Below are 21,355 nucleotides of genomic sequence, written 5' to 3' on the forward strand. Positions count from 1 at the left end.
CCGTCGTGAGCAGCACCGTGAACACCACCCCGGCGAGCAGCAACGCAGGCCGGGACACGGACGGCCGTCCGGCCCCCGGTCTGCACGAGACGCTGGCGACGGCGGTCCGCCCGGAGGCCGTCCGGACCCGGGCGATCGATGTGCTGGGCATGGCGCACGACGCCTCGCACTTCGCCCGCACCCCGCGCGCGGTGGTCACCGTGCAGGGTGCCGACGACGTCGCCCGGCTGTTCACCGCGTCCGCCGCGACCGGTGTGCCGCTGACGTTCCGCGCCGGCGGCACCAGCCTGTCCGGCCAGGCCGTGACCGACGGGATCCTGGTCGACGCCCGGCGCCACTTCCGCGGCATCGAGATCCTCGACGACGGCACCCGGGTCCGGGTCGGGCCCGGCGCGACCGTACGGGCGATCAACACCCGGCTCGCCCGCCACGGCCGGATGCTCGGCCCGGACCCGGCCAGCGAGGTCGCCTGCACCCTCGGCGGCGTCGTCGCGAACAACTCGTCCGGGATGGCCTGCGGCACCGCCGCGAACAGCTACGCGCTGCTCGACTCCCTCGAGATCGTCCTGCCGTCCGGGACCACACTGGACACCGGACACCCCGGCGCCGACGACGAGCTGCGCGCCCGCGAACCCGACCTGTGGGCCGGGCTGGCCCGGCTGCGGGACCGCCTGCGCGGCAACGAGGCCACCCGCACGAGCATCGAGACGCAGTTCTCGCTCAAGAACACGATGGGCTACGGGCTGAACTCGTTCCTCGACCACGACCGCCCGGTCGACATCCTCACCCACCTGATCGTCGGCTCCGAGGGCACGCTCGCGTTCATCACCTCGATCACCATGCGCACCGTGCCCGTGCTGGCCCACACCCGCACCGGACTGCTGGTGTTCTCCGACCTCGCCGAGGCCAACCGCGCGCTGCCCGATCTCGTCGACTCCCGGCCCGCCACGATCGAGCTGCTCGACGCCACCTCGCTGCGCGTCGGGCAGGCCGACACCGACGCCGACCCCCGCCTGCGCGCCCTGTCCGTCGACGCACACGCGGCACTGCTGGTCGAGTACCGCGGGCACACCGCCGCCGAGGTCGACGAGCTCGCCGGGGCCGCGTCGGGGCTGCTGGGACGGCTCCCGCTGCACGGCCCGCGCGAGCTGTCCGCCGACCCGGCGGCCAAGGCCGGGCTGTGGAAGCTGCGCAAGGGCCTCTACGCCAAGGTCGCCGGCGCGCGGCCCCCCGGCACCGCCGCGCTGCTGGAGGACATCGCCGTCCCGGTCCCGGACCTGCTCGCGACCTGCGAGGGCCTGATCGAGCTGTTCGGCCGCCACGGCTACGACGACGCGGTGATCTTCGGCCACGCCAAGGACGGCAACGTCCACTTCATGCTCACCGAGCGGCTCGGCGACTCCGGCGGAGACACCAGCGGCCGCGACCGGTTCGGCCGCTTCACCGACGACATGGTCGACCTCGTGCTCGCCCACGGCGGCACGCTCAAGGCCGAGCACGGCACCGGGCGGATGATGACCCCGTTCGTCCGCCGCCAGTACGGCGACGACCTCTACCAGGTCATGCAGGAGATCAAACGACTCTGCGACCCGCACGGGCTGCTCTCACCCGGGGTCGTCCTCGACGAGGATCCCGCCGCGCACCTGTCCGACCTCAAGTCCGCCCCACCGGTCGAGTCCGAGGTGGACCGCTGCGTGGAGTGCGGGTTCTGCGAACCCGTCTGCCCCAGCCGCGACCTGACCACCACACCGCGCCAGCGGATCGTGCTGCGCCGCGAGCTCGAGAAGGCCCGCGCCGCCGGTGACCACGCACTGGTCGCCGAGCTGGAGGACGACTACGCCTACGACGGCGTCGACACCTGCGCCGTCGACGGCATGTGCGGCACCGCCTGCCCGGTCACGATCAACACCGGCGACCTGATCCGGCGCCTGCGCGCCGAACGCCCGCAGAAGACCGCCGCGAAGGGCTGGGAGTTCGCCGCCAAGCACTGGAACGCCACGACCCGGCTCGCCGGGACCGCCCTGACCGTCGCGAAGAAGGTCCCCGGCGCCGGCCCGGCGTCCGCGGCGCTGCGGAAGGTCGTCGGACCCGAGCAGGTACCGCAATGGGCCCCCGACCTGCCCGCCGGTGGCGCCCACCGCGTCCCGAGCGGGCTGGTCTCGCAGCGCGCCGCGGTCGCCGACCTGGTGCTGTTCTCCTCCTGCACCGGCGCCATGTTCGGCTCCACCTCCGGCTCCACCGGCGGGGCCGGCGGGGACCGGGGCGCCGCGGAGGCGTTCGTCCGGCTCTGCCACCGCGCCGGCGTCCGGGCCACGGCGCCCGAGAACCTGCCGTCGCTGTGCTGCGGCACCCCCTGGAAGTCCAAGGGCCTGTCCGACGGCGCCGCCGCGATGGCCCAACGAGTGCTGCCCGCACTCTGGACGGCCACCCGGCGCGGCGCGATCCCGGTCGTGTCCGACGCGTCGTCGTGCACCGAGGGGCTGCGGGTCATGATCGCCTCCGGACCCGCGCAGTACCACGGCATCGAGGTGCTCGACTCCGTGTCCTACGCCGCCGAGCACCTGCTGCCCAAGGTCACGGTGCGCGAGCCGCTGGGCCGGCTCGTGCTCCACCCGACCTGCTCGGCGACCCAGCTCGGCCTGGTCGAACCGCTGCGCCGCCTCGCCGCCGCGGTCGCGACGGACGTCGTCGTGCCCGACTCCTGGGGATGCTGCGGATTCGCCGGCGACCGCGGGCTGCTGCACCCCGAGCTCACCGCCTCGGCCACCGCCGAGCAGGCCTGGGAGATCGCCGGGATCGACGCCGACGCCCACGCCTCCTGCAACCGGACCTGCGAGATCGGGATGAGCCGGGCCACCGGCCGCGACTACGTCCACGTGCTCGAACTGCTGGAGCGGGCCACCCGCGGCTGACCGTCACGACCTGCCGCCGACACTCACCCGGATCAGTGACGCCGTACCGTCGTGCGTCACTCTCCGACTTGATTCTCGTGACCTTTTACGATCAAGTACTTGTTTGGAGCGCTGCATTCCGGGAAAGAATGTCCGTGATGCGCACTTCCGAGGGGCAGTGCGCAGTGGGAGGAGCCGGGACGTGACCGTTGTGAGCACCGGGACACCGACGAGCACCGTGATGGCCGTCGTCCGCGTCGAGGCCCCGGCCGGGGTCGACGCGCCGGCGGTGGAAGCCGAACTGACCCGAGCACTGCACGAGCACCGGAAGCGGCCGATGACCGTCGAGCTGTCGCTCGCCGACGGCACCGGACCGTGGCCGCGCCGCGGGCCGACGCGCTACGCCTTCGTCGCCGTCCTGACCCTCGCCGGGCGCACCGTGCCGGACCGGCTGGCGCGCAAGGTCGAGAAGATCGCCCGGAAGGCGCTCGAGCGGCGGTTCGGCCGCCCGGCCGGCGCACAGGTGCGCACCGACATGACCGACGCCGAAGCCGGTGCCTACTGGTACAGCCTGCGCGGGACGCCCCACCGGCAGGCGTGAGCGGCGGCCGGTCCCACGGTGTACGACGGGAGCAGGGCCGCCGGCGGCCCGGCCCAGGACGGCTCCCGAGAAGAGGAATGATGACGAGCACGATCGACGACCAGGTCGAGACCCGGACGCTGCACCACTGGGCAGGCGGGAAGCCCGTCGAGGGCACCTCCGGGCGCTTCTCCGACGTCACGAACCCGGCCACCGGCGCCGTCACCGCGCACCTGCCCCTGGCCGACGCCGACGAGGCCGCGTCCGTGATCGCCGCCGCGCAGGCCGCGTTCCCCGGCTGGCGCGACACCAGCCTGAGCCGGCGCACCCAGATCCTGTTCCGCTTCCGCGAGCTGCTCAACCAGCGGGCGCCCGAGCTCGCCGAGCTGATCACCGCCGAGCACGGCAAGGTTCTCTCCGACGCCGCCGGGGAGGTCGCCCGCGGTCAGGAGGTCGTCGAGTTCGCCTGCGGCATGCCGCACCTGCTCAAGGGCTCGGCCACCGAGAACGCCTCCACCGGCGTCGACGTCCACTCGGTCCGCCAGCCGCTCGGCGTCGTCGGCATCATCAGCCCGTTCAACTTCCCGGCCATGGTCCCGATGTGGTTCTTCCCCATCGCCGTCGCCGCCGGCAACACCGTCGTCCTCAAGCCCTCGGAGAAGGTCCCCTCCGCCGCGCTGTGGATGGCCGAACTCTGGCGCGAGGCCGGGCTCCCGGACGGGGTGTTCAACGTCCTGAACGGCGACAGGACCGCCGTCGACGCACTGCTCACCAGCCCGGACGTCAAGTCCGTCAGCTTCGTCGGCTCCACCCCGATCGCCCGCTACGTCTACGAGACCGCCACCGCGCACGGCAAGCGCGTCCAGGCACTCGGCGGCGCGAAGAACCACATGGTCGTCCTGCCCGACGCCGACCTCGACCTCGCCGCCGACCAGGCCGTCAACGCCGGCTTCGGCTCCGCGGGCGAACGCTGCATGGCCGTCTCCGCGCTCGTGGCGGTCGGCGACATCGCCGACACCCTCGTCGACAAGATCGCCGAACGGGCCCGCGCCCTGCACACCGGTGACGGCCGCCGCTCCTGCGACATGGGTCCCCTGGTCACCGCCGCCGCCCGCGAACGCGTCACCGGCTACATCGACGCCGGCGAGACCGAGGGCGCCACCGTCGTCGTCGACGGCCGCACCGGTGAGTACGACGCCGACCCGGCCCCGGACACCGACGGCGGCTTCTTCGTCGGCCCCACCCTGCTCGACCGGGTCGGCACCGGCATGAGCGTCTACACCGACGAGATCTTCGGCCCCGTCCTCTCCGTGCTCCGCGTGGACACCTACGAACAGGCCGTCGACCTGGTCAACGCCAACCCCTACGGCAACGGCACCGCGATCTTCACCAACGACGGCGGTGCGGCCCGGCGCTTCCAGAACGAGGTCGAGGTCGGCATGATCGGCGTGAACGTGCCGGTCCCCGTCCCGATGGCCTACTACAGCTTCGGCGGCTGGAAGAACTCGCTGTTCGGCGACACCCACGCCCACGGCACCGAGGGCGTGCACTTCTTCACCCGCGCCAAGGTCGTCACCACCCGCTGGCTCGACCCCAGCCACGCCGGCGTCGACCTCGGCTTCCCCACCAACGGCTGACGTGCTCAGGGGACCCGGCGGGAGCGCAGCCCCATCAGCCCGAGGGTGAGCAGCAGCCGGTCCCGCGGATCGCCGAGCGACCGGCCGGTGACGGACTCGATCCGGCGCAACCGGTAGATCACCGTGTTGCGGTGGCAGAACAACGTCCGCGCCGCGTGGGTCGGTGAGCCGCCGCAGCTCAGCAGGGCGTCGAGGGTGTGGAGAAGGGTGTCCCGGTCGGCGTCGGGCAGGTCGAGCAGCCCGGCCAGCGCCGTGCGGGTCAGCCGGTCGACGAGCTCGGGGCTGTCCGCGAGCAGCGCCTCCGGCAGCCGCTCGTCGAGCGCGGCCAGACCGCTGCCGCTCACGGTGCGCACGGCCGTGCGGGCCAACCGGTAACCGGCGGCCACCCCGGACGGGCCGTCGACCGGCGGGGACATCCCGGCCCGGCCGGTCACGCACGGCCGCAGCATCTCGACGACCTCGCCGTGGGCCCGCGAACCCAGCGCGACCAGCCCCACCAGTTCCTGCTCGCGCAGCACCCAGGACGACACGACCGAGTGCCCCGCCAGCGTCCGGTGCGGCTCCTGCAACGGGTCGGTGCCCGCACCGTCCAGGCACCCCACGACCACGACCAGCGCCCCGGAGTCGGGCAGGCCGAGCACCCCCACCGCCTCCCGGGCGAAGACCGGGTCCCGGCCGCGCCCGGCCAGCAACGCGTCCAGGACGGCGTGCCGGCGGCTGAGGTCCTGGCTGCGCACCCGCTGCTCCTCCTGCCGGTAGGCGTCGACCAGCGCCGAGGAGCTCCCGTCGTGGGTGCGCCACACGTAGCTCGCGGCGTCGAGCAGGGCGAGGTCGTACGCCCCGTCGAAACGCCGGCGGGAGGTCTGCAGCAGCGACTCCCAGAGCAGCCGCCCGCCCAGCCGGTAGGCGCGCAGCACCGCCTCCAGCGGGACCCCCTGGCGGGCCCGCCGCCGCCCCGTCGCCCGGGTGGAGTCGGCCGGGTCGACGCCCTCGGGCACCCGGTCGGCCAGCACCTCGATCCCGCGCTGCAGGTTCGACCGGCAGGCGTCACGCAGCTCGTCGAGCAGGTCGAGTTCCACGTAACACGGTTCGCGCCGCAGGATCTGCAGCGTGAGCCGGTCGGTCAGGCTGTCCACCTCGTCCAGCAGCACACCGCCCAACTCGCGCAGGGCTGCCTCGACCGACGCAGCGAGCGGCCGGGCCCGCGGCGGCTCCCCCTCGTCGGACAGCACGGCGTCACTGTGCACCGCGCGCACCCGGCCGTCCATCGATTCGGGCACACAGCCCAGGGTCCGGGCATCGATGTTGGGCGCTGCGCCCATAGCGGTGACTGGACGCGACGCCCAATCTGTAACCCCATCGAGTGGGCCCGATCACACGGATCCGGGTGCGACGACCACCGGCGAAGGAGCAGGCATGGCCGCCACCGAGCCGCTGTTCCGGGTCGACGGGATCGGGGTCCGCTTCGGCGGTCTGGTCGCGTTGGACGAGGTCTCGCTGTCCGTGGCCCCCGGCGAGGTGCACGGCGTGATCGGGCCGAACGGGGCGGGCAAGACGACGCTGTTCAACGTCTGCTGCGGGTTCGTCCGGCCGGACACCGGGTCGCTGGCCTGGCACGGGGAACCGGTCCACAACCTGGCGCCGCACCGGCTGGCGCGGATGGGGATCGCCCGCACGCTGCAGGGGGTGGGCCTGTTCCGGGGCCTCACCGTCCTGGAGAACGTGATGGTCGGCGCGGACCGGCATCACCGCGCGGGGTTCTTCTCGGCGCTGCTGGCGTTGCGCCGATCGGACGCCGACGAGCGTGCACTGCGAACACGGTCGGGCGCCGTTCTCGCGGAGCTGGGCGTCGAGACCTATGCCGACCGGCTGCCCGGCAGCCTGCCCTACCCGGTGCAGAAGCGGGTGGCGCTGGCCAGGGCCCTGGTCGCCGGCCCCGAGATGCTCCTGCTCGACGAGCCCGCCAGCGGGCTGGGCGCCGACGACATGGCCGAGCTCGGTGAGCGGATCCGCTCGCTGCGCGACCGGACGGCCGTGGTCCTGGTGGAACACCACATGGACCTGGTGATGAGCGTCTGCGACACGATCACGGTGCTGGACTTCGGACGGGTGGTCGCCGCGGGCACCCCCGACCAGGTACGCGACGACCCCGCCGTGATCGACGCCTACCTGGGTGAGGAGGCCCGGTGAGCACGGCACCGGTGACCGCGGCGCTCGAGGTCCGGGGGCTGAGCACGGCCTACGGCCCGGTGACGGCGCTGGAGGAGGTCGACGTCACCGCCGAGCGGGGCCGGATCACCGCCGTGCTCGGCGCGAACGGTGCCGGCAAGTCCACGCTGCTGCGCACGATCTCCGGGCTGGTCCCGGCCGGGGCGGGCGAGGTGCTCGTCGGCGGGGTGGACCACACCCGCTCACCCGCCGAGCGGATCGCGCGGGCCGGCGTCGCGCACGTCCCCGAGGGCCGGGGCGTGATCACCGAGCTGACGGTGGAGGAGAACCTGCGCCTGGGCGCCTTGCTGGGTACCGCGCGCAAGCGCACCGACCGGTCGCTCGACGACGTCTACACGATGTTCCCGCCACTGGCCGAGCGCCGCAGTCGCAACTGCGACACCCTCTCCGGCGGGGAGCGTCAGATGCTGGTGATCGGGCGGGCGTTGCTGTGCGGGCCCGACGTGCTGCTGCTCGACGAGCCGTCGCTCGGACTCGCCCCGCGGGTCGTCGGGCAGATCTTCGGCCTGCTGCGCGAGCTGGTGGACGCCGCGGACATCAGCGTGCTGCTGGTCGAGCAGAACGCGCGCAGCGCCCTGTCCATCGCCGACGTCGGGGTGGTGCTCAACCTCGGCCGCGTGGTCGCCCGCGACGACGCCGCCGTGCTGGCCGCCGACGACGGGCTCCGCCACGCCTACCTGGGCTTCTAGGGGAGAACATGCAGCAGTTCCTGAACGTGACGCTGACCGGGCTGAGCCAGGGCGCGATCTACGCGGCGTTCGCACTGGCCCTGGTGCTGATCTGGCGCTCCACCCGGATCGTGAACTTCGCCCAGGGCTCGATGGCCATGTTCACCACCTACCTGGCCCTGATCGTGATCGAGCGGACCGGTTCCTACTGGCTGGGGCTGGTGGTCGCGCTCGGCGCAGGCCTGCTGCTCGGGGCCGGGATCGAACGGCTGATCATCCGCCGGGTCGAGGGCGGGCCGGAGCTGAGCGCCATCATCGTCACGCTGGGCCTGTTCGTGGCCATCCAGGCGCTGGCCGCGATCATGTTCGGTGCCACGTTCCGCTCGTTCCCGGCCCCGTTCGACCTGCGCGGGATCGTGGTCGGCGGGGTGAACATCGCCTTCACCCCGTTCTCGATGTTCGTGATCGGCTCGGTCGTGCTGGTGATGGGCGCGCTGGTGGCGTTGTTCCGGTTCACCGACGTCGGCCTGCAGATGCGCGCCGCGGCCTTCAACGGCGAGGTGGCCCGGCTGCTCGGCGTCCCGGTCGGGCGGTTGCTGACGCTGGGCTGGGCACTGGCCGCGGTGGTCGGTTCGCTGTCCGGTCTGCTGATCGCCGGGGGCAGCCTGGTCTACCCGGCCTACATGGACCCGATCATCGTCTACGGGTTCGTGGCGGCCGTGCTGGGCGGGCTGGACTCCCCGGGCGGCGCCGTCGTCGGCGGGCTGACGATCGGGCTGGCCCTGAGCTACGTCAGCGGCTACCTCGGCAGCGAGCTGGTCGCGCTCACCGCGCTGGCGATCCTGGTCGCGGTGCTGCTGGCCCGCCCGCAGGGCCTGTTCGCCCGGACCGCGGCGCGGCGGGTCTGATGGCCACGCCCGTGCGGGACGACGAGAGCGGCGAGGCGACGACGCCGGCGCGCCCGCGGCCCCTGGACGCCGTGCGACGGTGGCAGCCGCGCTCCACGTTCGGCAGGCACGCGCTGCGGGTGCTCGCCGGGATCGCGGTCGTGGTGCTGGTCCTGGAGACGACCAGCCCGTTCCGCAACTCCCAGTTCGCGACGCTGGCCTACTACGCGATCGCCGCGGCCGGGCTGACCGTGCTCACCGGGCTGAACGGGCAGATCTCGCTGGGGCACGGCGCGCTGATGGCGGTCGGTGCGTACACCACCGGCCTGCTGCTCGGCTCGGCCGGCCCGCCGCCGCTGGTCCTGGTGATGCTCGCGGCCGCGGCGGTGACCGCGGTGGTCGGGGTCGTCGTCGGTGCCGCGGCCTCCCGCCTGCACGGCCCGTACCTGGCCGGCGCGACACTGGCGTTCGCGGTCGCGGTGCCCGGGCTGGCTATCTACTTCGACGGCGTGCTCGGCGGCGAGCAGGGCATGCAGATCGACTCGCCGCGGGCCCCGGCCTGGTTCGCCGACGCGATCTACTTCCTGTCCGCCAACGACATGTCCGGCGCCAAGTACCTGGCCTACATCGGCTGGGCCACGCTGCTGGTGGTCCTGCTGCTGCTGGCCAACCTCGCCGCGAGCCGGGTCGGACGGGTGTGGCGGGCGGTGCGCGACGACGAGGTCGCGGCCGAGCTGGCCGGTATCCGGCCGGGGCCGGTGCGGGTGCTGGCGTTCACCGTCAGCGCGGCGTGCGCCGGCCTGGCCGGGGCGGTGCTCGGCATCGTCGTGCGGCTGGCCGCACCCAGCGGGTTCACCATCGTGCTGTCCCTGGGGCTGCTCACCGCCGTGGTCGTCGGCGGGCTGGGCAGCCTCACCGGCGCCCTGCTCGGCGGCGCGCTGCTGGTGTTCCTGCCCCCGGCGGTGACCAACCTGGGCCAGGCCGCGGGGCTGAGCGGCGTGGCCGCCGCCGAGCTCGCCCCGCTCGTCTACGGCGTGGTGCTCGTGCTGGTGGTGCTGCTCGCCCCGACCGGCGTGGTGGGCACGGTCGGCAGGCTCTGGCGCTCGGCCAGGAACCCGAACCCGAACAACTCGAACTCGAACTCGACGAGGAGGTCGCGATGAGCAGGTTCGACGTGCGGAGACCCGGTGCGACCGGGAGGAGCCGGGCGGTGGTGCTCGCGCTCGTCACCGCCGTGGCCCTGCTGCTCTCGGCGTGCGGCGCCGGCGGGCGACCGTCCGGTGAGGAGGGCGGGGCCCAGCCCGGCATCACGCCGCAGAGCGTCAAGGTCGGTGCGCACTTCCCGCTGACCGGCGTCGCGTCCCCCGGCTACAGCGACATCCCCACCGGCACCCAGGCGTACTTCGCCTACGTCAACGCGAACGGCGGGGTGAACGGGCGCCAGATCGAGTACGTGTTCCGTGACGACGCCTACAACCCCACCCAGACCAGCCAGGTCGTCAACGAGCTCGTGCTGCAGGACCAGGTCTTCGCGATGCTCGGCGGACTGGGTACACCGACACACTCCGCGGTGCTGGACTACCTCAACAGCGAGGGCGTGCCGGACCTGTTCGTGTCGTCGGGCTCGCTGCTGTGGAACCAGCCGGAGCGCAACCCGCAGACGTTCGGGTGGCAGCCCGACTACGAGATCGAAGCCAAGATCATCGGCCAGTACGTGGCGCAGAACTTCCCGGACGCCAAGGTCGGCCTGTTCCTGCAGGACGACGACCTGGGCCGGGACGCCGAGGTCGGGGTCCGGCGCTACCTGGACGCCCAGATCGTCGCCGCGGAGCGCTACACGCCCGGCAACACCGACGTCGCCCCGCAGATCGCCGCCCTGCAGGCCTCCGGCGCCGACCTGGTGATCGGGTTCAACGTGCCGTCCTACACGGCGCTGTCGCAGCTGCAGTCGCTGCGGCTCAACTACACGCCGCAGTGGGTCTACAGCAACATCGGTTCCGACCCGGCGCTGGTCGGGTCGCTGCTGGCGCGCTTCTCCGAGGGCGCGGTCACCGATGCGGGGCTGCTGGACGGGGTTCTCACGACCGAGTACCTGCCCAGCGTCGAGGCCACCGCCGACCCGTGGACCCAGCTGTTCACCCGGGTCTGGCAGGAGCACGGCACCGGTGGCGAGCTGACCAACTTCCGGATCTACGGCATGGCCCAGGCGTACGCGTTCGTGCAGGCGCTGCAGGCCGCGGGCCCGGAGCCGACGCGGGAGGGGCTCGTCTCCGCCGTCGAGCGGGAGGGAGCGCAGATGCAGGGCCCGTGGCTGGCGCCCTACCGGTTCTCCGAGCAGAGCCACGCGGGGATCTCCGGGGTGAAGATGAGCCGGATCGCCGGGGCGGGCACCGAGGACCTGACACCGGTCCAGGTCACCGACAACGGGGAGGCTCCGATCACCGCCTACCAGGGCCCGCCGAGCACCCCGCCGCCGAACGGGATCCCCGTCCCGCCGGCCTGAGCGGTGCCGCCGCCGTCGTGAGTGGAGTGCGCGACACCCCGCGGACGGGGCAGGATGTGGGCCTGCCGCACGTACGAGCCGGGGACCGCACCGATGAGCGCACGGATCCTGCTGGTCGAGGACGATCACACGATCGGTGATGTCCTGCTGGGCAGCCTCACCGGCCACGGCTACGCGGCCCACTGGGAACGCAGTGGCGGCACCGCCCTCGCCGCGGCCGAGCGGACTGCCTACGATCTCGTGCTGCTCGACCTCGGCCTCCCCGATCTCGACGGCGTCGAGGTCTGCCGCCGGCTGCGGGTGCTGCGACCCGAGACCGTCGTCGTCATCCTCACCGCGCGGGCCGCGGAGATGGACGTGGTGCTCGGGCTGGAGGCCGGTGCCGACGACTACCTGACCAAGCCGGTGCGGCTCGCGGAGCTGCTCGCCCGGGTCCGCGCGCACCTGCGGCGGGCCGGCGGCGAGCGGTCCGAGGACGTGCTCGAGGTCGGCGACCTGCGGGTCGACACCGGGGCCCGGCGCGCGTCGGTCGCCGGGCACGAGGTGGAGCTGCGGGCCCGTGAGTTCGACCTGCTCGCCCGGCTCGCCCGCGATCCCGGGACGGCGCTGAGCCGCGAGGTGCTGATGGCCGACGTGTGGGACGAGCACTGGTTCGGCTCGACGAAGACCCTCGACGTGCACGTCGCCGCCGTCCGCAGGCACCTCACCGGGCTCCCCGCGGGCCGGGTGCCGGTGATCACGACGTTGCGCGGGCACGGCTACCGGCTCGAGCTGCCTGCGGCGCCGCCGCCGTGAGGGTCCGGATCGTGCGCCTCGCGCTGGTCGCCGCGTCGGTCGCACTGCTGCTGTTCGGCGGCCCGCTCGCCGTCGGCCTCGGGCTGTACGCGTTCGCCGAGGAACGCAGCTCGATGCAGCGGATCGCGGACTTCGCCGCCATGTCGGTCTACGACGACCTGGACCACGACCAGATCCCCCGGCGGCTACCGGACGGGCCGGACGACACCGCCGCCGTCGCCCTCTACGACGACGACGCCGACCTGCTCGTCGGCGACGGCCCCCGGGTGGGCGACGAGGAGGTCGACCGGGTGCTGGACCGCGGGATCCTCCGCGCCCCGTCCGGCGAGCTCGTCGTCGTCGCCCCGGTCCGCGACGGTCTCGACGTCATCGGCGCGATCCGGGTGGCGGTCTCCCCCGGTGCTGTGCTCGCCGGCCTGGTGCCGTTGTGGCTGGGGATGCTGGCGTTCGCCGGGCTGGTGCTGCTCGCGGTGTGGTTCCTCGCCCGGCGCCTGGCCGAGCGACTGTCCCGCCCGATGGAGGAGCTGGCGCACGACGCCGGTCGGCTCGGCGAGGGCGACTTCTCGGTACGACCGGCACCGACCGGGATGCCCGAGGTCGACCGGGTCGGCGCCGCGCTGGGCGAGACGGCGGAGCGGCTGGACGACCTGCTGGCCCGGGAGCGGGCGTTCTCGGCGGAGGCGTCGCACCAGCTCCGGACCCCGCTCGCCGGGCTGCGCCTGCGGCTGGAGTCCGCACTGGACGGTCCCGGCCCACTGGGCCGGGCGACCGTCACCGACGGGCTCGCGTCGATCGACCGGCTGGAGCGCACGATCGACGAGCTGCTGCTGCTCGCCAGGGAGCGGCGGCGCGGCGCGGTGCCGGTGGACGTCGCCCGGTTGCTCGCCGAGGCCGAGTCCGAGTGGACCGAGCGCCTCGCCCGCGACGGCCGCACGTTCCGCACCGCGCGGCAGGCGGACCTGCCCGACCCACCCGCCTCCGCGGCGGCGGTGCGCCAGATCGTCGGCGTGCTGCTGGACAACGCGCTGGCGCACGGCGCGGGCACGGTGACGGTCACCGCGCGCGAGGCCGGCCCGGACGCCGTCGCGCTGGACGTCGCGGATGAGGGCCCCGGCGTCGCCCCGGAGGATCTCTCCGGCTCCCGGGACGGGCTCGGGGTCGCGCTGGCCCGGCGGCTCGCCGAGGCCGAGGGCGGGCGGTTGACCGCCGACCGGTCACCGTCGGTGGTGACCCTGTTGCTCCCCCTCGATCCGCCCTGAGCGTTTACCATCCCCTTACCTTCGGCTGGACCTCCGCTGGGGCGTCCCCATCTAGTGTCCTCGGCGAGGGAAGGGAGGCCCACGATGACCGCTCCGGCACACGACACCGCGTCCGGGATCGCCCGGGATCTGGTCTTCCTCGCCGTCGCGGGCGACGACGAGCTGGCCGCACTCGGCTTCGGCTACGCCACCGTCCGGATGACGGCCGGGGCACCCCGGACCCGGTACCCGCCGGCACCCTGGTGCTGCACTGGTCCGACCCGGAGTCCTCGACGTGGGGCAGGCGACGGCAACGGGTCTGCCTGTCCGTCACCGGCTGCCGCCCACCGGCCCTGGTCACGGCCGCGCTCCAGCGGGCCGGCGCGGTCCTGCGGTCGCTCCCGGTCCCCCGGCCGCCGATCGTCGCGGTCACCCCGTCGGCCCCGCTGGTGCAGCTCCGGGTCGCCGGTCGGGCGGTCACGACCGGGTTCGAGATCCTCACCCGGGCCGACCCGCTCGACCGACCGTGAGCCGGCGGTACCGGCCTGCGGTCACCGGTCCGGCAGGACGGTCACCCCGCGGCCGGGCAGGACGTCCGACCGCAGCCCGGCCAGTGCCTCGATCCCGCCGAGCGGGGCGAGGTCGACCGGCGCGTCCCCGCGGTTGACCAGGAACCGGAACCCCTCCCGGCGGACCAGCTCGACCCGGCCGGCCAGCTCGCCCGGCAGCTCGGGCACGATTCCGGCCGCATCGAGCAGCCGGCGCAGCAGCGGGCCGCGGTCGGCGAGCCGGGTCGACACGTAGGACGCCGACCCCCGCCCCACCGGGCGCCGGGTGACGGCAGGTGATCCGGCCAGGTCCGCGGCCGCGACGGCGGTGCCGCCGCCCGTGTAGCGGACGAGCACCTCGACCGACGGGTCGACGACGTCGACCGGCTCGGTCCACACGTCGGCGACCGAGCCGTCGTCGAGGGTGACGGTGCCGCCCGGCTCCAGCGGGGCGAACTCCTCCACCCGGATCCCGAGCAGCTCCCGCAGCGCGCCGGGGTAGCCGCCGAGGACGGCGTGCGCGTGGTCGTCGACGATCCCGGACCACCAGGTCGTGACGAGGTGGCCGCCCGCGTCGACGAACGCCGCCAGCTCCGCGGCCCGCTCCGGGCCGACGACGTGCAGCATCGGCGCGACGACGATGTCGTATCCGGCGAGCGCGGCCCCGGCAAGCTCGGCCCCGGCCGGCACGACGTCGGCCCGCACGCCGGCGTCCAGGAAGGCCCGGTACCAACCGGCGGCCTCGTCCTTGTAGCGCACCCGGTCGCTCGGGGTGAACGGCTGCTCGGCGGCCCACCACGACGGCCAGTCGAACAGCACCGCGACCCGGGCCGGGACCCGTCGCGAGCCCGCCACCTCCGCCAGGCCCCGCAGCCGGTCCCCGAGCGCGACGACGTCACGGAACATCCGGGAGTCCGGACCGGTGTGCGGCACCATCGCGGAGTGGAACTTCTCCGCGCCCGCCGCGGACTGGCGCCACTGGAAGTAGCAGATCGCGTCGGCGCCGTGCGCCAGGTGGGTGAGGGCGTCGCGGTGCATCTCCCCCGGCCGTTTCGGCCGGTTGATCTCCTGCCAGCTCACCGCCGACGTCGAGTGCTCCATCAGCCACCACGGGGCCCCGCCGGCGAGGTTGCCGGTCAGGTTCGCCGAGAACGACAGCTCGTCGCGGGCGTGCGGGCCGGGGACCACGTAGTGGTCGTTGGACACGATGTCGATCTCCGGGACCCACGTGGCGTAGTCCATCCCGCGGGTCTCGTTCATCACCATGAAGTTGGTGGTCACCGGCACGTCCGGGGTGAGCTCGCGCAGCACGGCCACCTCGGCGCGCAGGTGCTCGCGCAGCGCGTCGGAGCAGAAGCGGGCGAAGTCGAGCTGCTGGCCGGGGTTGGGGTGGGTCCCCGCGGGGACGCGGCCCGGTGTCCGGATCTCCTCCCAGTCGCCGTGGTGCTGGGACCAGAACGACGTGCCCCAGGCCCGGTTCAGCGCGTCCAGGTCGCCGCCGTGACGCTCGCGCAGCCAGTCGCGGAAGGCGATCCGGGCGTCGGGCGAGTGGTCCTCGACGTTGTGGCAGCCGAGCTCGTTGGAGACGTGCCAGGCCGCCAGGGCCGGGTGCTCGCCGTAGCGGTGGGCCATCGCGCGGACCAGGTCGAGAGCGTAGCGGCGGAAGACCGGCGAGGTCGGCCGCCAGTGCTGGCGCCCGCCCGGCCCGACGGTCCGGCCGTCGGCGTCCACCGGGAGGATCTCCGGGTGCCGGTGGTGCATCCACGGCGGCGGGGACGCCGTCGCGGTGGCCAGGTCGACGGCGATCCCGCCCTCGTGCAGCAGATCGAGCACCTCGTCGAGCCAGCCGAACTCCCACCGGTCCGGCGCGGGCTGCAGCCGGGCCCAGGAGAAGACGCCGACGGTCGCCACCGTCACGCCGGCCTCGCGCATCAGCGCGACATCGGACGCCCAGACGTCCGGCGTCCACTGCTCGGGGTTGTAGTCGGCACCGAACTCGATCCGGGGGTGCGTGGGGCCGGGGGTCCGGCGGAGCCAGGGGGTCATCGGAGGTCCTCTCGGGTCCCGTGCGGTTGTGTTCGATGCTGCGCGGACCTGTGCGTCAGGTCGAGCAACGCCCGCGCGCGGCACGCCCGGCGACCGGTGTCTGTCCCGCGATGACCGGAAACTGCCCGGGATTCCGGACGTTCACGCAGGTAGGGGGCCCGATGGTGGGCACGGTGATCTCACGTACGGTGCGGCCATGGCTACCGAGACGACCCGAGAGACGGAGACCACCCCGGCCGGCACGGAGGCGGCCGAGACCGACCGCACGGACACGGGTTCGACCGCGACTGCCACCACCGGGGCGACGGCCGAGCCGGCCGCCACCGACACCCCGGCGAACACCGGGAACACCGACGAGCCGGCGGAGTCCGGGGACACCGGCACCGGGTCGACCCCGGCGAAGCCCGTGGAGACCGCAGGGACCGCAGGGACCGCGAGCACCCCGGCCGAGCGGCGCCCGACCGCTGACGAGGGCACCTCGGACGGACAGGACGCTCCGGCCGCGCGCGCCTCGACCGGGACCGCCGCCGGTGGCGGCGCCGTCGTCGGCGTGGGCCTCGGACTGGCCTCGCTGCTCGGCACCCCGCTCAGCGACATGCTGCGTGACCGCGCGCAGCTGGTCGGCCAGATCGAGTCCTTCAGCGGGATGTCCGGCGACCAGGTCGACGCGTTCTACGGTGCCCCGTGGCACACCGCCGCCCTGGTCAACGGCGCGGTCGCGCTGATCGCCGTCATCGTCGGCGCGGTGCTGCTGCTCGGCCCGGTGCGCAAGCCGAGCGCCCCCACGTGGGCACGGCCGGTCGCCCTCGGCGGTCTCGTGCTCGGCGTGCTGGGACTGTTCGTGGCCGGCGGGATGTACATCGACCTGTTCGCGGCACAGCCTGCCCTGCCCGCGATGCCGGCGATGCCGGGTATGCCCGGATAGGTCGCGCCCGGGCTCGGGCCCACCGCAGTGCCCGAGCCCGCCCGCTCAGACCTTCTGTGCAGAACTCTCCTGTGCCGACCGGCTCGCCTCGACGTCGGCGCGCCACTGCCGCCACCCGGCGAAGTTCCCGCTCCCGGGGGTGGCCGGGGTCGCCACGTGCTCGAACGGGGAGAGGTGCGGCGCAGACCCCTCGCCCGGGTCGAGCAGTCGCTCGCACAGCCCCAGGTCCGCCTCGAGCGAGGGGCCCGCACCGACCACCCGGTCACCAGTCGGGGTGAAGTAGGAGACCCGTGCGCTGCGCGCCGCCGCGACGGCCCGCACCTGATGCGGCTCGAGCGCCGCCCGCTCGTCGGACGTGATGAACGGCGTGTGCCAGTCGCCGGCCGCGACGTGCCGGGGGGTGGACCCGGTCCGGGCGTCCCGCATGGCTGCGGCCGCGTCGTAGATCGGCAGGTACGCCAGCGGCGCACCCGTGTCGTCGGTGGCCAGACGCTGGTCGAAGAAGTTGTCCCACGCCGTGGCGGAGACGACCACGGTGTGCATCAGGTACGGCTCGAGGATCCGGTTGACCTCCTGCTTGTGCACGCCGAGCTCGAGTCCTGCCTGCGCCCGGTCCAGCGCCGTCTCCACGCTCTGCATCCACCACGCGAGCACGTCCGCCCACTGCGGCGAGCCCGGCTCGATGAACTCGTGCGCGTTCATCCCCGGCTTGTTCACCGAGAACGCCCGCGGCACGTACGGCGAGCGCCGGACGTACTCGATCATCCGCTTGACCGGCACGGCGCGCGAGGACGCGGAGTTCCGGGAGAACGCGCGGTGGGTGTTCAGCTCGGCCAGCGCGGAGCGCGGCAGCGTCACGACCATCGTGGTCAGCCGGTCACCCGCCTCGTTGACCGAGTCTGCGACGACCCTCGCATCGACCTTCGTGACCTCGGGCAAACCTGACAACTTCTTCGCTCCCTCGTCCGGACCGTGCCCCGCCCTGCGCCGACGGTGCCCCGACCATCGCACCACCGACGCCGGCGGCGCCATCTTGGCGCCACTTCCTTGACATGGCGCCATGTTGGCGCCATATTTGGCGCATGGTCGCGTCTCGCACGCACCCGGTCACGAGAGGAAATCCGATGAGCCGAACGGTTCCCGTCCCCCACGGCCTCCCCATGGAGCGCGATGCGGGCCCCTTCGACCCGCCCTCCGGCGTCACCCGGCTGCGCGAGGCCCGCCCGGTCAGCCCCATGGTCTTCCCCGACGGCCACGAGGGCTGGCTCGTCACCGGCTACCACGAGGTCCGCCGGCTCATGGCCGACACGCGGTTCAGCTCCCGCCAGGACATCGGCATCCTGCACGTCCCGTTCGAGACGCCCGGCATGCCGACCCCCACCGAACCGTCCCCCCAGGAGCCGGGCCTGTTCATCTCGATGGACCCGCCGGACCACACCCGGCTGCGGCGCATGCTCACCGGCGCGTTCACCGTGCGACGCATGCGGCAGCTCGAGGAGCACATCAGCGATGTCGTCGAGCGGCAGCTGGACGAGATGGCGCGGCTGCCCGGGCCCGTCGACCTGGTCGAGGCCTTCGCCCTGCCGGTGCCCTCGCTGGTGATCTGCGAGCTGCTCGGTGTGCCCTACGCCGACCGGGAGAGCTTCCAGGGCGACTCGGCCCAGTTCCTGGTCAAGGACCAGTCGCTCGAGGAGAAGATGGCGGCGTACACGGCGCTGTCCACCTATCTGTCCGAACTGGTCACGCGCAAGCGCGCCGCCCCCGGCGAGGACATCCTGTCCGACCTGGCCCGCCGGGACGACGTCACCATCGAGGAACTGGTCGGCATCGCGTTCCTGCTCCTGCTCGCGGGCCACGAGACCACCGCCAACATGCTGGCGCTGGGCACCTTCGCGCTCCTCGAGCACCCCGACCAGATGGCCGCCCTGCGCGCCGATCCGGACCTGCTGCCCGGTGCCGTCGAGGAGCTCATGCGCTACCTGTCCGTCGTCGACATCCTCCTTCGCTACGCCACGGAGGACATCGAGCTCGGTGGCGAGACGATCGGTGCAGGATCGACCGTCGTCGTCTCGATGCTGGCCGCCAACCGCGACCCCCGGCACTTCGACGACCCCGACACCCTGGACATCCGCCGCACGGCCCGCGGTCAGCTGGCCTTCGGTCACGGCGTCCACCAGTGCCTCGGGCAGCAGCTGGCCCGCATCGAGATGCGCGCCGGTTTCGGCGGCCTGCTACGGCGCTTCCCGACACTCGAGCTCGCCGTTCCCGCCGGCGACGTGCGACTCAAGACCGACATGACCATCTACGGCGTCCACGAGCTGCCGGTCACCTGGGTCGAACAGCCCGCTGAGCCGCGGGGGTCCACCGCGCGTGCGGGAGCGGCTCCCGCCGCTGTGCGGCATCAGGCACCGGCGTAGCACTCCCGTGCACCGCCCGGACATCGACAACCCGCTGTTGATCGACGGCATCAGGGTCAAGCCCCGTCAGGGGGCGGCTTCACGATCAGCAGCTTGCGCCCGAACCCGCTCCGAGACCGCCGCAGGCCGGCCTTCCCGTCGTCGTCGGCTCCGACAGCACCCACCGATGTGTGAACGAGCGCCGTCGACGACCCTGGTCAGGAGCGATAGCAGTACGAGTCGGACGAGGCGTCACCGCCCTGGAGGCGGACCTGGTGCACGCGAAGCCCGCGGAAGGCGTCGCCATGCGGGAAGAAGCCGGCGTCGACCGAGAGTCCCCCTGCTGGGTCGGCGTCGAGCTTGGCCATCCAGGCACCGACCCCGTCCGGGTAGAACTGGTCGTCGAGCGCCCCGTAGAGCGAGTTCGTGAAGTAGACCCGCTGCCCGTCCCGGCTGACCTCCACCATCTGCGGGCCACCGGCCAGCGGCAGGTCCGGGCGGGCCGGGTGCGGGGTCCGGCGCACGATCCCGCCCAGGCGCATCGAGCCGGTCTCGCGCGGCTGCGCCGGGTCGGACACGTCGAACTGTTTCATCTCCCCGGTCCCCCAACAGGACACGTAGAGGAATCGGTCGTCGACCGAGAGGTCGATGTCGGTGATGATCGGCGGAACGGCGCCGAACGGTTGCAGCGCGGGCGGCAGCTGGTCGGTCTCGGCCGGTTCGGCCGGAACGGTGATGACCTTCTCGGCCTTCCACTGCCCGGCGGTGTCGTCGAGGTACCAGCGCCACACCGAGCCGGACAGATCCTCGGTGGAGATGACGACACCGACGAAGCCCCAGGTGGCCTCCGGGTCGTGCGAGGGCCGCACCTCCAGCGCCATCTGGTGCTGCGCTCCCAGGTCGATGCGCTGCACATGCCGGCCCGCGGCCAGGTCCCAGAAGTGGATCGAATGCCCGTACCTGTTGCCCAGCAGTAGCTCCGGCACGAGTCCGTCTTCGATCATCGACGGGCTGCCCCACTCGCTGGAGATCAGCACGTTGCGGTTCAGATGCCACCAGGCGTCGTAGTGGAAGTGCTGCGGGCCACGGTCGGTCTCCCAGGCACGCAGGACCTCGAAGGTGTCGTGGTCGAGCAGCGCGATCCCGCCGGGCCCGTCGTCATCGCCCTCCCCACCACCGAGGCAGGTCATGAACACCCCGTCCGGGCCGCAGTGCATGGTGTGTGGACGGGAGTAGCCGGCCCGGTCGGAGAGCTCCTTCGCGGTGACCGTCCGGACCAGCCGGGGCGAGCGCGGGTCCGGCTCGGTGTCCAGGACGTGGATGTCCGACGAGCGCAGACCCGGCACGAGCAGGTACCGGCGGGCCAGCCCGGACACGTCGTGTCCCTCGTGCGCCAGAGCGCTGGAGCAGGCGTTCCAGCCGAAGTGGTGGAGCTCTCCGCCCCCTGGCACCGGGGTCCAGCCGATCACGGTCCCGTAGCCGGACGAGCCCTGCGCTACGTCGATGACCACCATCGCGTCCTCGGTCTGACCGCCCCGATCGAACGCGGCCACGTAAGCGAGCTGCTCGGGCGGCGCGGCAGCGGCGTCGGCCGGCGAGCGGTAGAAGGTCGGGTCGATGGTCGTAGTGCTCATGTCGGTCCTCAGCGTCTCGATGATCGATCGGCGCGCGGCGGCACCGGATCGCGACCGGGCCGGTGGTCGGCGATTCGGCTCGCGGCAACCTCTGAGGTGACATGTCAGATCAGGACCGTGCCATCCCGCCGGGCCGGCACCGCCGTTCAGTCTGCGGCCGACGCCCGGACCTGGGAGCCGAACCACCCGGCCGGCAGACGCCTCGCGGGCGAGTTTCCCCACGATTGACTACCCCGAACAGCCGGGCGGTACGAGGGAATGCGCCGTCAGTCGACGGACGAGAAGGACGCGGGCCCCCTTCCTGCGCGCGCTCAGGGATGGCGACGGACGGTGCACACCCGTGGAGACGGCGGGCCGCTATGGACGATCGGCGCGACG

At 73.3% G+C, this 21,355-nt stretch carries 17 protein-coding genes; 13 read left to right on the top strand and 4 right to left on the bottom strand.

The features are described from left to right. The first annotated feature begins 5 nt into the window (after positions 1 to 5). From JOF36_RS25805 to JOF36_RS25815, 3 genes are all read left to right on the top strand, one after another. Positions 6 to 2,912: an FAD-binding and (Fe-S)-binding domain-containing protein gene (locus JOF36_RS25805; protein ID WP_307862598.1), complete on the top strand. Its 2,907-nt coding sequence runs from the start codon at positions 6 to 8 to the stop codon at positions 2,910 to 2,912. 181 nt (positions 2,913 to 3,093) lie between these two features. Beyond that, complete coding sequence (locus tag JOF36_RS25810) at positions 3,094 to 3,492, top strand: hypothetical protein (RefSeq protein ID WP_210031659.1); 399 nt, start codon at positions 3,094 to 3,096, stop codon at positions 3,490 to 3,492. Between the two features lie 80 nt (positions 3,493 to 3,572). Continuing rightward, positions 3,573 to 5,108: a CoA-acylating methylmalonate-semialdehyde dehydrogenase gene (locus JOF36_RS25815; protein WP_210031661.1), complete on the top strand. Its 1,536-nt coding sequence runs from the start codon at positions 3,573 to 3,575 to the stop codon at positions 5,106 to 5,108. A gap of 5 nt (positions 5,109 to 5,113) precedes the next feature. Here the strand turns inward: JOF36_RS25815 and JOF36_RS25820 are convergent, their stop codons facing one another. Next, on the bottom strand, positions 5,114 to 6,430 hold the full coding sequence (locus tag JOF36_RS25820; protein WP_245350979.1) for a PucR family transcriptional regulator: 1,317 nt from the start codon (positions 6,428 to 6,430) through the stop codon (positions 5,114 to 5,116). Between the two features lie 94 nt (positions 6,431 to 6,524). Between JOF36_RS25820 and JOF36_RS25825 the strand changes: the two genes are divergently transcribed. From JOF36_RS25825 to JOF36_RS25860, 8 genes are all read left to right on the top strand, one after another. Beyond that, the gene (locus JOF36_RS25825) at positions 6,525 to 7,298 is read left to right on the top strand and encodes an ABC transporter ATP-binding protein (RefSeq protein ID WP_210031663.1); all 774 of its coding nucleotides are present in this window, start codon (positions 6,525 to 6,527) and stop codon (positions 7,296 to 7,298) included. Next, complete coding sequence (locus JOF36_RS25830) at positions 7,295 to 8,026, top strand: ABC transporter ATP-binding protein (protein WP_307862599.1); 732 nt, start codon at positions 7,295 to 7,297, stop codon at positions 8,024 to 8,026. The genes JOF36_RS25825 and JOF36_RS25830 overlap by 4 nt, the downstream gene beginning before the upstream one ends. Positions 8,027 to 8,034: 8 nt before the next feature. After that, complete coding sequence (locus JOF36_RS25835; protein WP_210031675.1) at positions 8,035 to 8,913, top strand: branched-chain amino acid ABC transporter permease; 879 nt, start codon at positions 8,035 to 8,037, stop codon at positions 8,911 to 8,913. Then, positions 8,913 to 10,055, top strand: coding sequence for a branched-chain amino acid ABC transporter permease (locus JOF36_RS25840; protein WP_210031677.1), 1,143 nt, complete (start codon positions 8,913 to 8,915; stop codon positions 10,053 to 10,055). Before JOF36_RS25835 ends, JOF36_RS25840 begins: the two co-directional genes overlap by 1 nt. Next, positions 10,052 to 11,395 (top strand): ABC transporter substrate-binding protein, encoded by a 1,344-nt coding sequence (locus tag JOF36_RS25845; RefSeq protein WP_210031679.1) that lies wholly within the window; start codon positions 10,052 to 10,054, stop codon positions 11,393 to 11,395. The genes JOF36_RS25840 and JOF36_RS25845 overlap by 4 nt, the downstream gene beginning before the upstream one ends. Positions 11,396 to 11,488: 93 nt before the next feature. Beyond that, positions 11,489 to 12,190, top strand: a complete 702-nt coding sequence (locus tag JOF36_RS25850) for a response regulator transcription factor (RefSeq protein ID WP_210031681.1) — start codon at positions 11,489 to 11,491, stop codon at positions 12,188 to 12,190. After that, positions 12,187 to 13,449: a sensor histidine kinase gene (locus JOF36_RS25855; RefSeq protein ID WP_210031683.1), complete on the top strand. Its 1,263-nt coding sequence runs from the start codon at positions 12,187 to 12,189 to the stop codon at positions 13,447 to 13,449. The genes JOF36_RS25850 and JOF36_RS25855 overlap by 4 nt, the downstream gene beginning before the upstream one ends. Positions 13,450 to 13,691: 242 nt before the next feature. Continuing rightward, positions 13,692 to 13,958: a hypothetical protein gene (locus JOF36_RS25860; protein ID WP_210031685.1), complete on the top strand. Its 267-nt coding sequence runs from the start codon at positions 13,692 to 13,694 to the stop codon at positions 13,956 to 13,958. A 21-nt stretch (positions 13,959 to 13,979) separates the two neighbouring features. On the opposite strand, the gene JOF36_RS25865 is transcribed toward JOF36_RS25860, so the two are convergent. Continuing rightward, positions 13,980 to 16,022 carry a beta-galactosidase gene (locus tag JOF36_RS25865; RefSeq protein WP_210031687.1) on the bottom strand — a complete coding sequence of 681 codons (2,043 nt, stop codon included), beginning with the start codon at positions 16,020 to 16,022 and terminating at the stop codon, positions 13,980 to 13,982. Positions 16,023 to 16,218: 196 nt separating this feature from the next. On the opposite strand from JOF36_RS25865, the gene JOF36_RS25870 reads away from it, so the two are divergent. Beyond that, on the top strand, positions 16,219 to 16,947 hold the full coding sequence (locus tag JOF36_RS25870) for a hypothetical protein (protein WP_210031689.1): 729 nt from the start codon (positions 16,219 to 16,221) through the stop codon (positions 16,945 to 16,947). 45 nt (positions 16,948 to 16,992) lie between these two features. Here the strand turns inward: JOF36_RS25870 and JOF36_RS25875 are convergent, their stop codons facing one another. Further along, on the bottom strand, positions 16,993 to 17,895 hold the full coding sequence (locus tag JOF36_RS25875) for a hypothetical protein (RefSeq protein ID WP_210031691.1): 903 nt from the start codon (positions 17,893 to 17,895) through the stop codon (positions 16,993 to 16,995). Between the two features lie 176 nt (positions 17,896 to 18,071). Between JOF36_RS25875 and JOF36_RS25880 the strand changes: the two genes are divergently transcribed. Further along, the gene (locus JOF36_RS25880) at positions 18,072 to 19,364 is read left to right on the top strand and encodes a cytochrome P450 (RefSeq protein WP_210031694.1); all 1,293 of its coding nucleotides are present in this window, start codon (positions 18,072 to 18,074) and stop codon (positions 19,362 to 19,364) included. A 197-nt stretch (positions 19,365 to 19,561) separates the two neighbouring features. Here JOF36_RS25880 and JOF36_RS25885 read toward each other — a convergent pair whose 3' ends face one another. After that, positions 19,562 to 20,977 (bottom strand): selenium-binding protein SBP56-related protein, encoded by a 1,416-nt coding sequence (locus JOF36_RS25885; RefSeq protein ID WP_210031696.1) that lies wholly within the window; start codon positions 20,975 to 20,977, stop codon positions 19,562 to 19,564. Positions 20,978 to 21,355 lie beyond the last annotated feature (378 nt).

Origin of the sequence: Pseudonocardia parietis (genome assembly GCF_017876315.1) — a bacterium.
Taxonomy (GTDB): domain Bacteria; phylum Actinomycetota; class Actinomycetes; order Mycobacteriales; family Pseudonocardiaceae; genus Pseudonocardia; species Pseudonocardia parietis.

Excerpts from the sequence above, each read along its gene's own strand:
- JOF36_RS25815 (WP_210031661.1), top strand. The coding sequence starts at position 3,573 with ATGACGAGCACGATCGACGACCAGGTCGAGACCCGGACGCTGCACCAC.
- JOF36_RS25820 (WP_245350979.1), bottom strand. The coding sequence starts at position 6,430 with ATGGGCGCAGCGCCCAACATCGATGCCCGGACCCTGGGCTGTGTGCCC.
- JOF36_RS25825 (WP_210031663.1), top strand. The coding sequence starts at position 6,525 with ATGGCCGCCACCGAGCCGCTGTTCCGGGTCGACGGGATCGGGGTCCGC.
- JOF36_RS25835 (WP_210031675.1), top strand. The coding sequence starts at position 8,035 with ATGCAGCAGTTCCTGAACGTGACGCTGACCGGGCTGAGCCAGGGCGCG.
- JOF36_RS25840 (WP_210031677.1), top strand. The coding sequence starts at position 8,913 with ATGGCCACGCCCGTGCGGGACGACGAGAGCGGCGAGGCGACGACGCCG.
- JOF36_RS25845 (WP_210031679.1), top strand. The coding sequence starts at position 10,052 with ATGAGCAGGTTCGACGTGCGGAGACCCGGTGCGACCGGGAGGAGCCGG.
- JOF36_RS25850 (WP_210031681.1), top strand. The coding sequence starts at position 11,489 with ATGAGCGCACGGATCCTGCTGGTCGAGGACGATCACACGATCGGTGAT.
- JOF36_RS25865 (WP_210031687.1), bottom strand. The coding sequence starts at position 16,022 with ATGACCCCCTGGCTCCGCCGGACCCCCGGCCCCACGCACCCCCGGATC.
- JOF36_RS25870 (WP_210031689.1), top strand. The coding sequence starts at position 16,219 with ATGGCTACCGAGACGACCCGAGAGACGGAGACCACCCCGGCCGGCACG.
- JOF36_RS25880 (WP_210031694.1), top strand. The coding sequence starts at position 18,072 with ATGAGCCGAACGGTTCCCGTCCCCCACGGCCTCCCCATGGAGCGCGAT.
- JOF36_RS25885 (WP_210031696.1), bottom strand. The coding sequence starts at position 20,977 with ATGAGCACTACGACCATCGACCCGACCTTCTACCGCTCGCCGGCCGAC.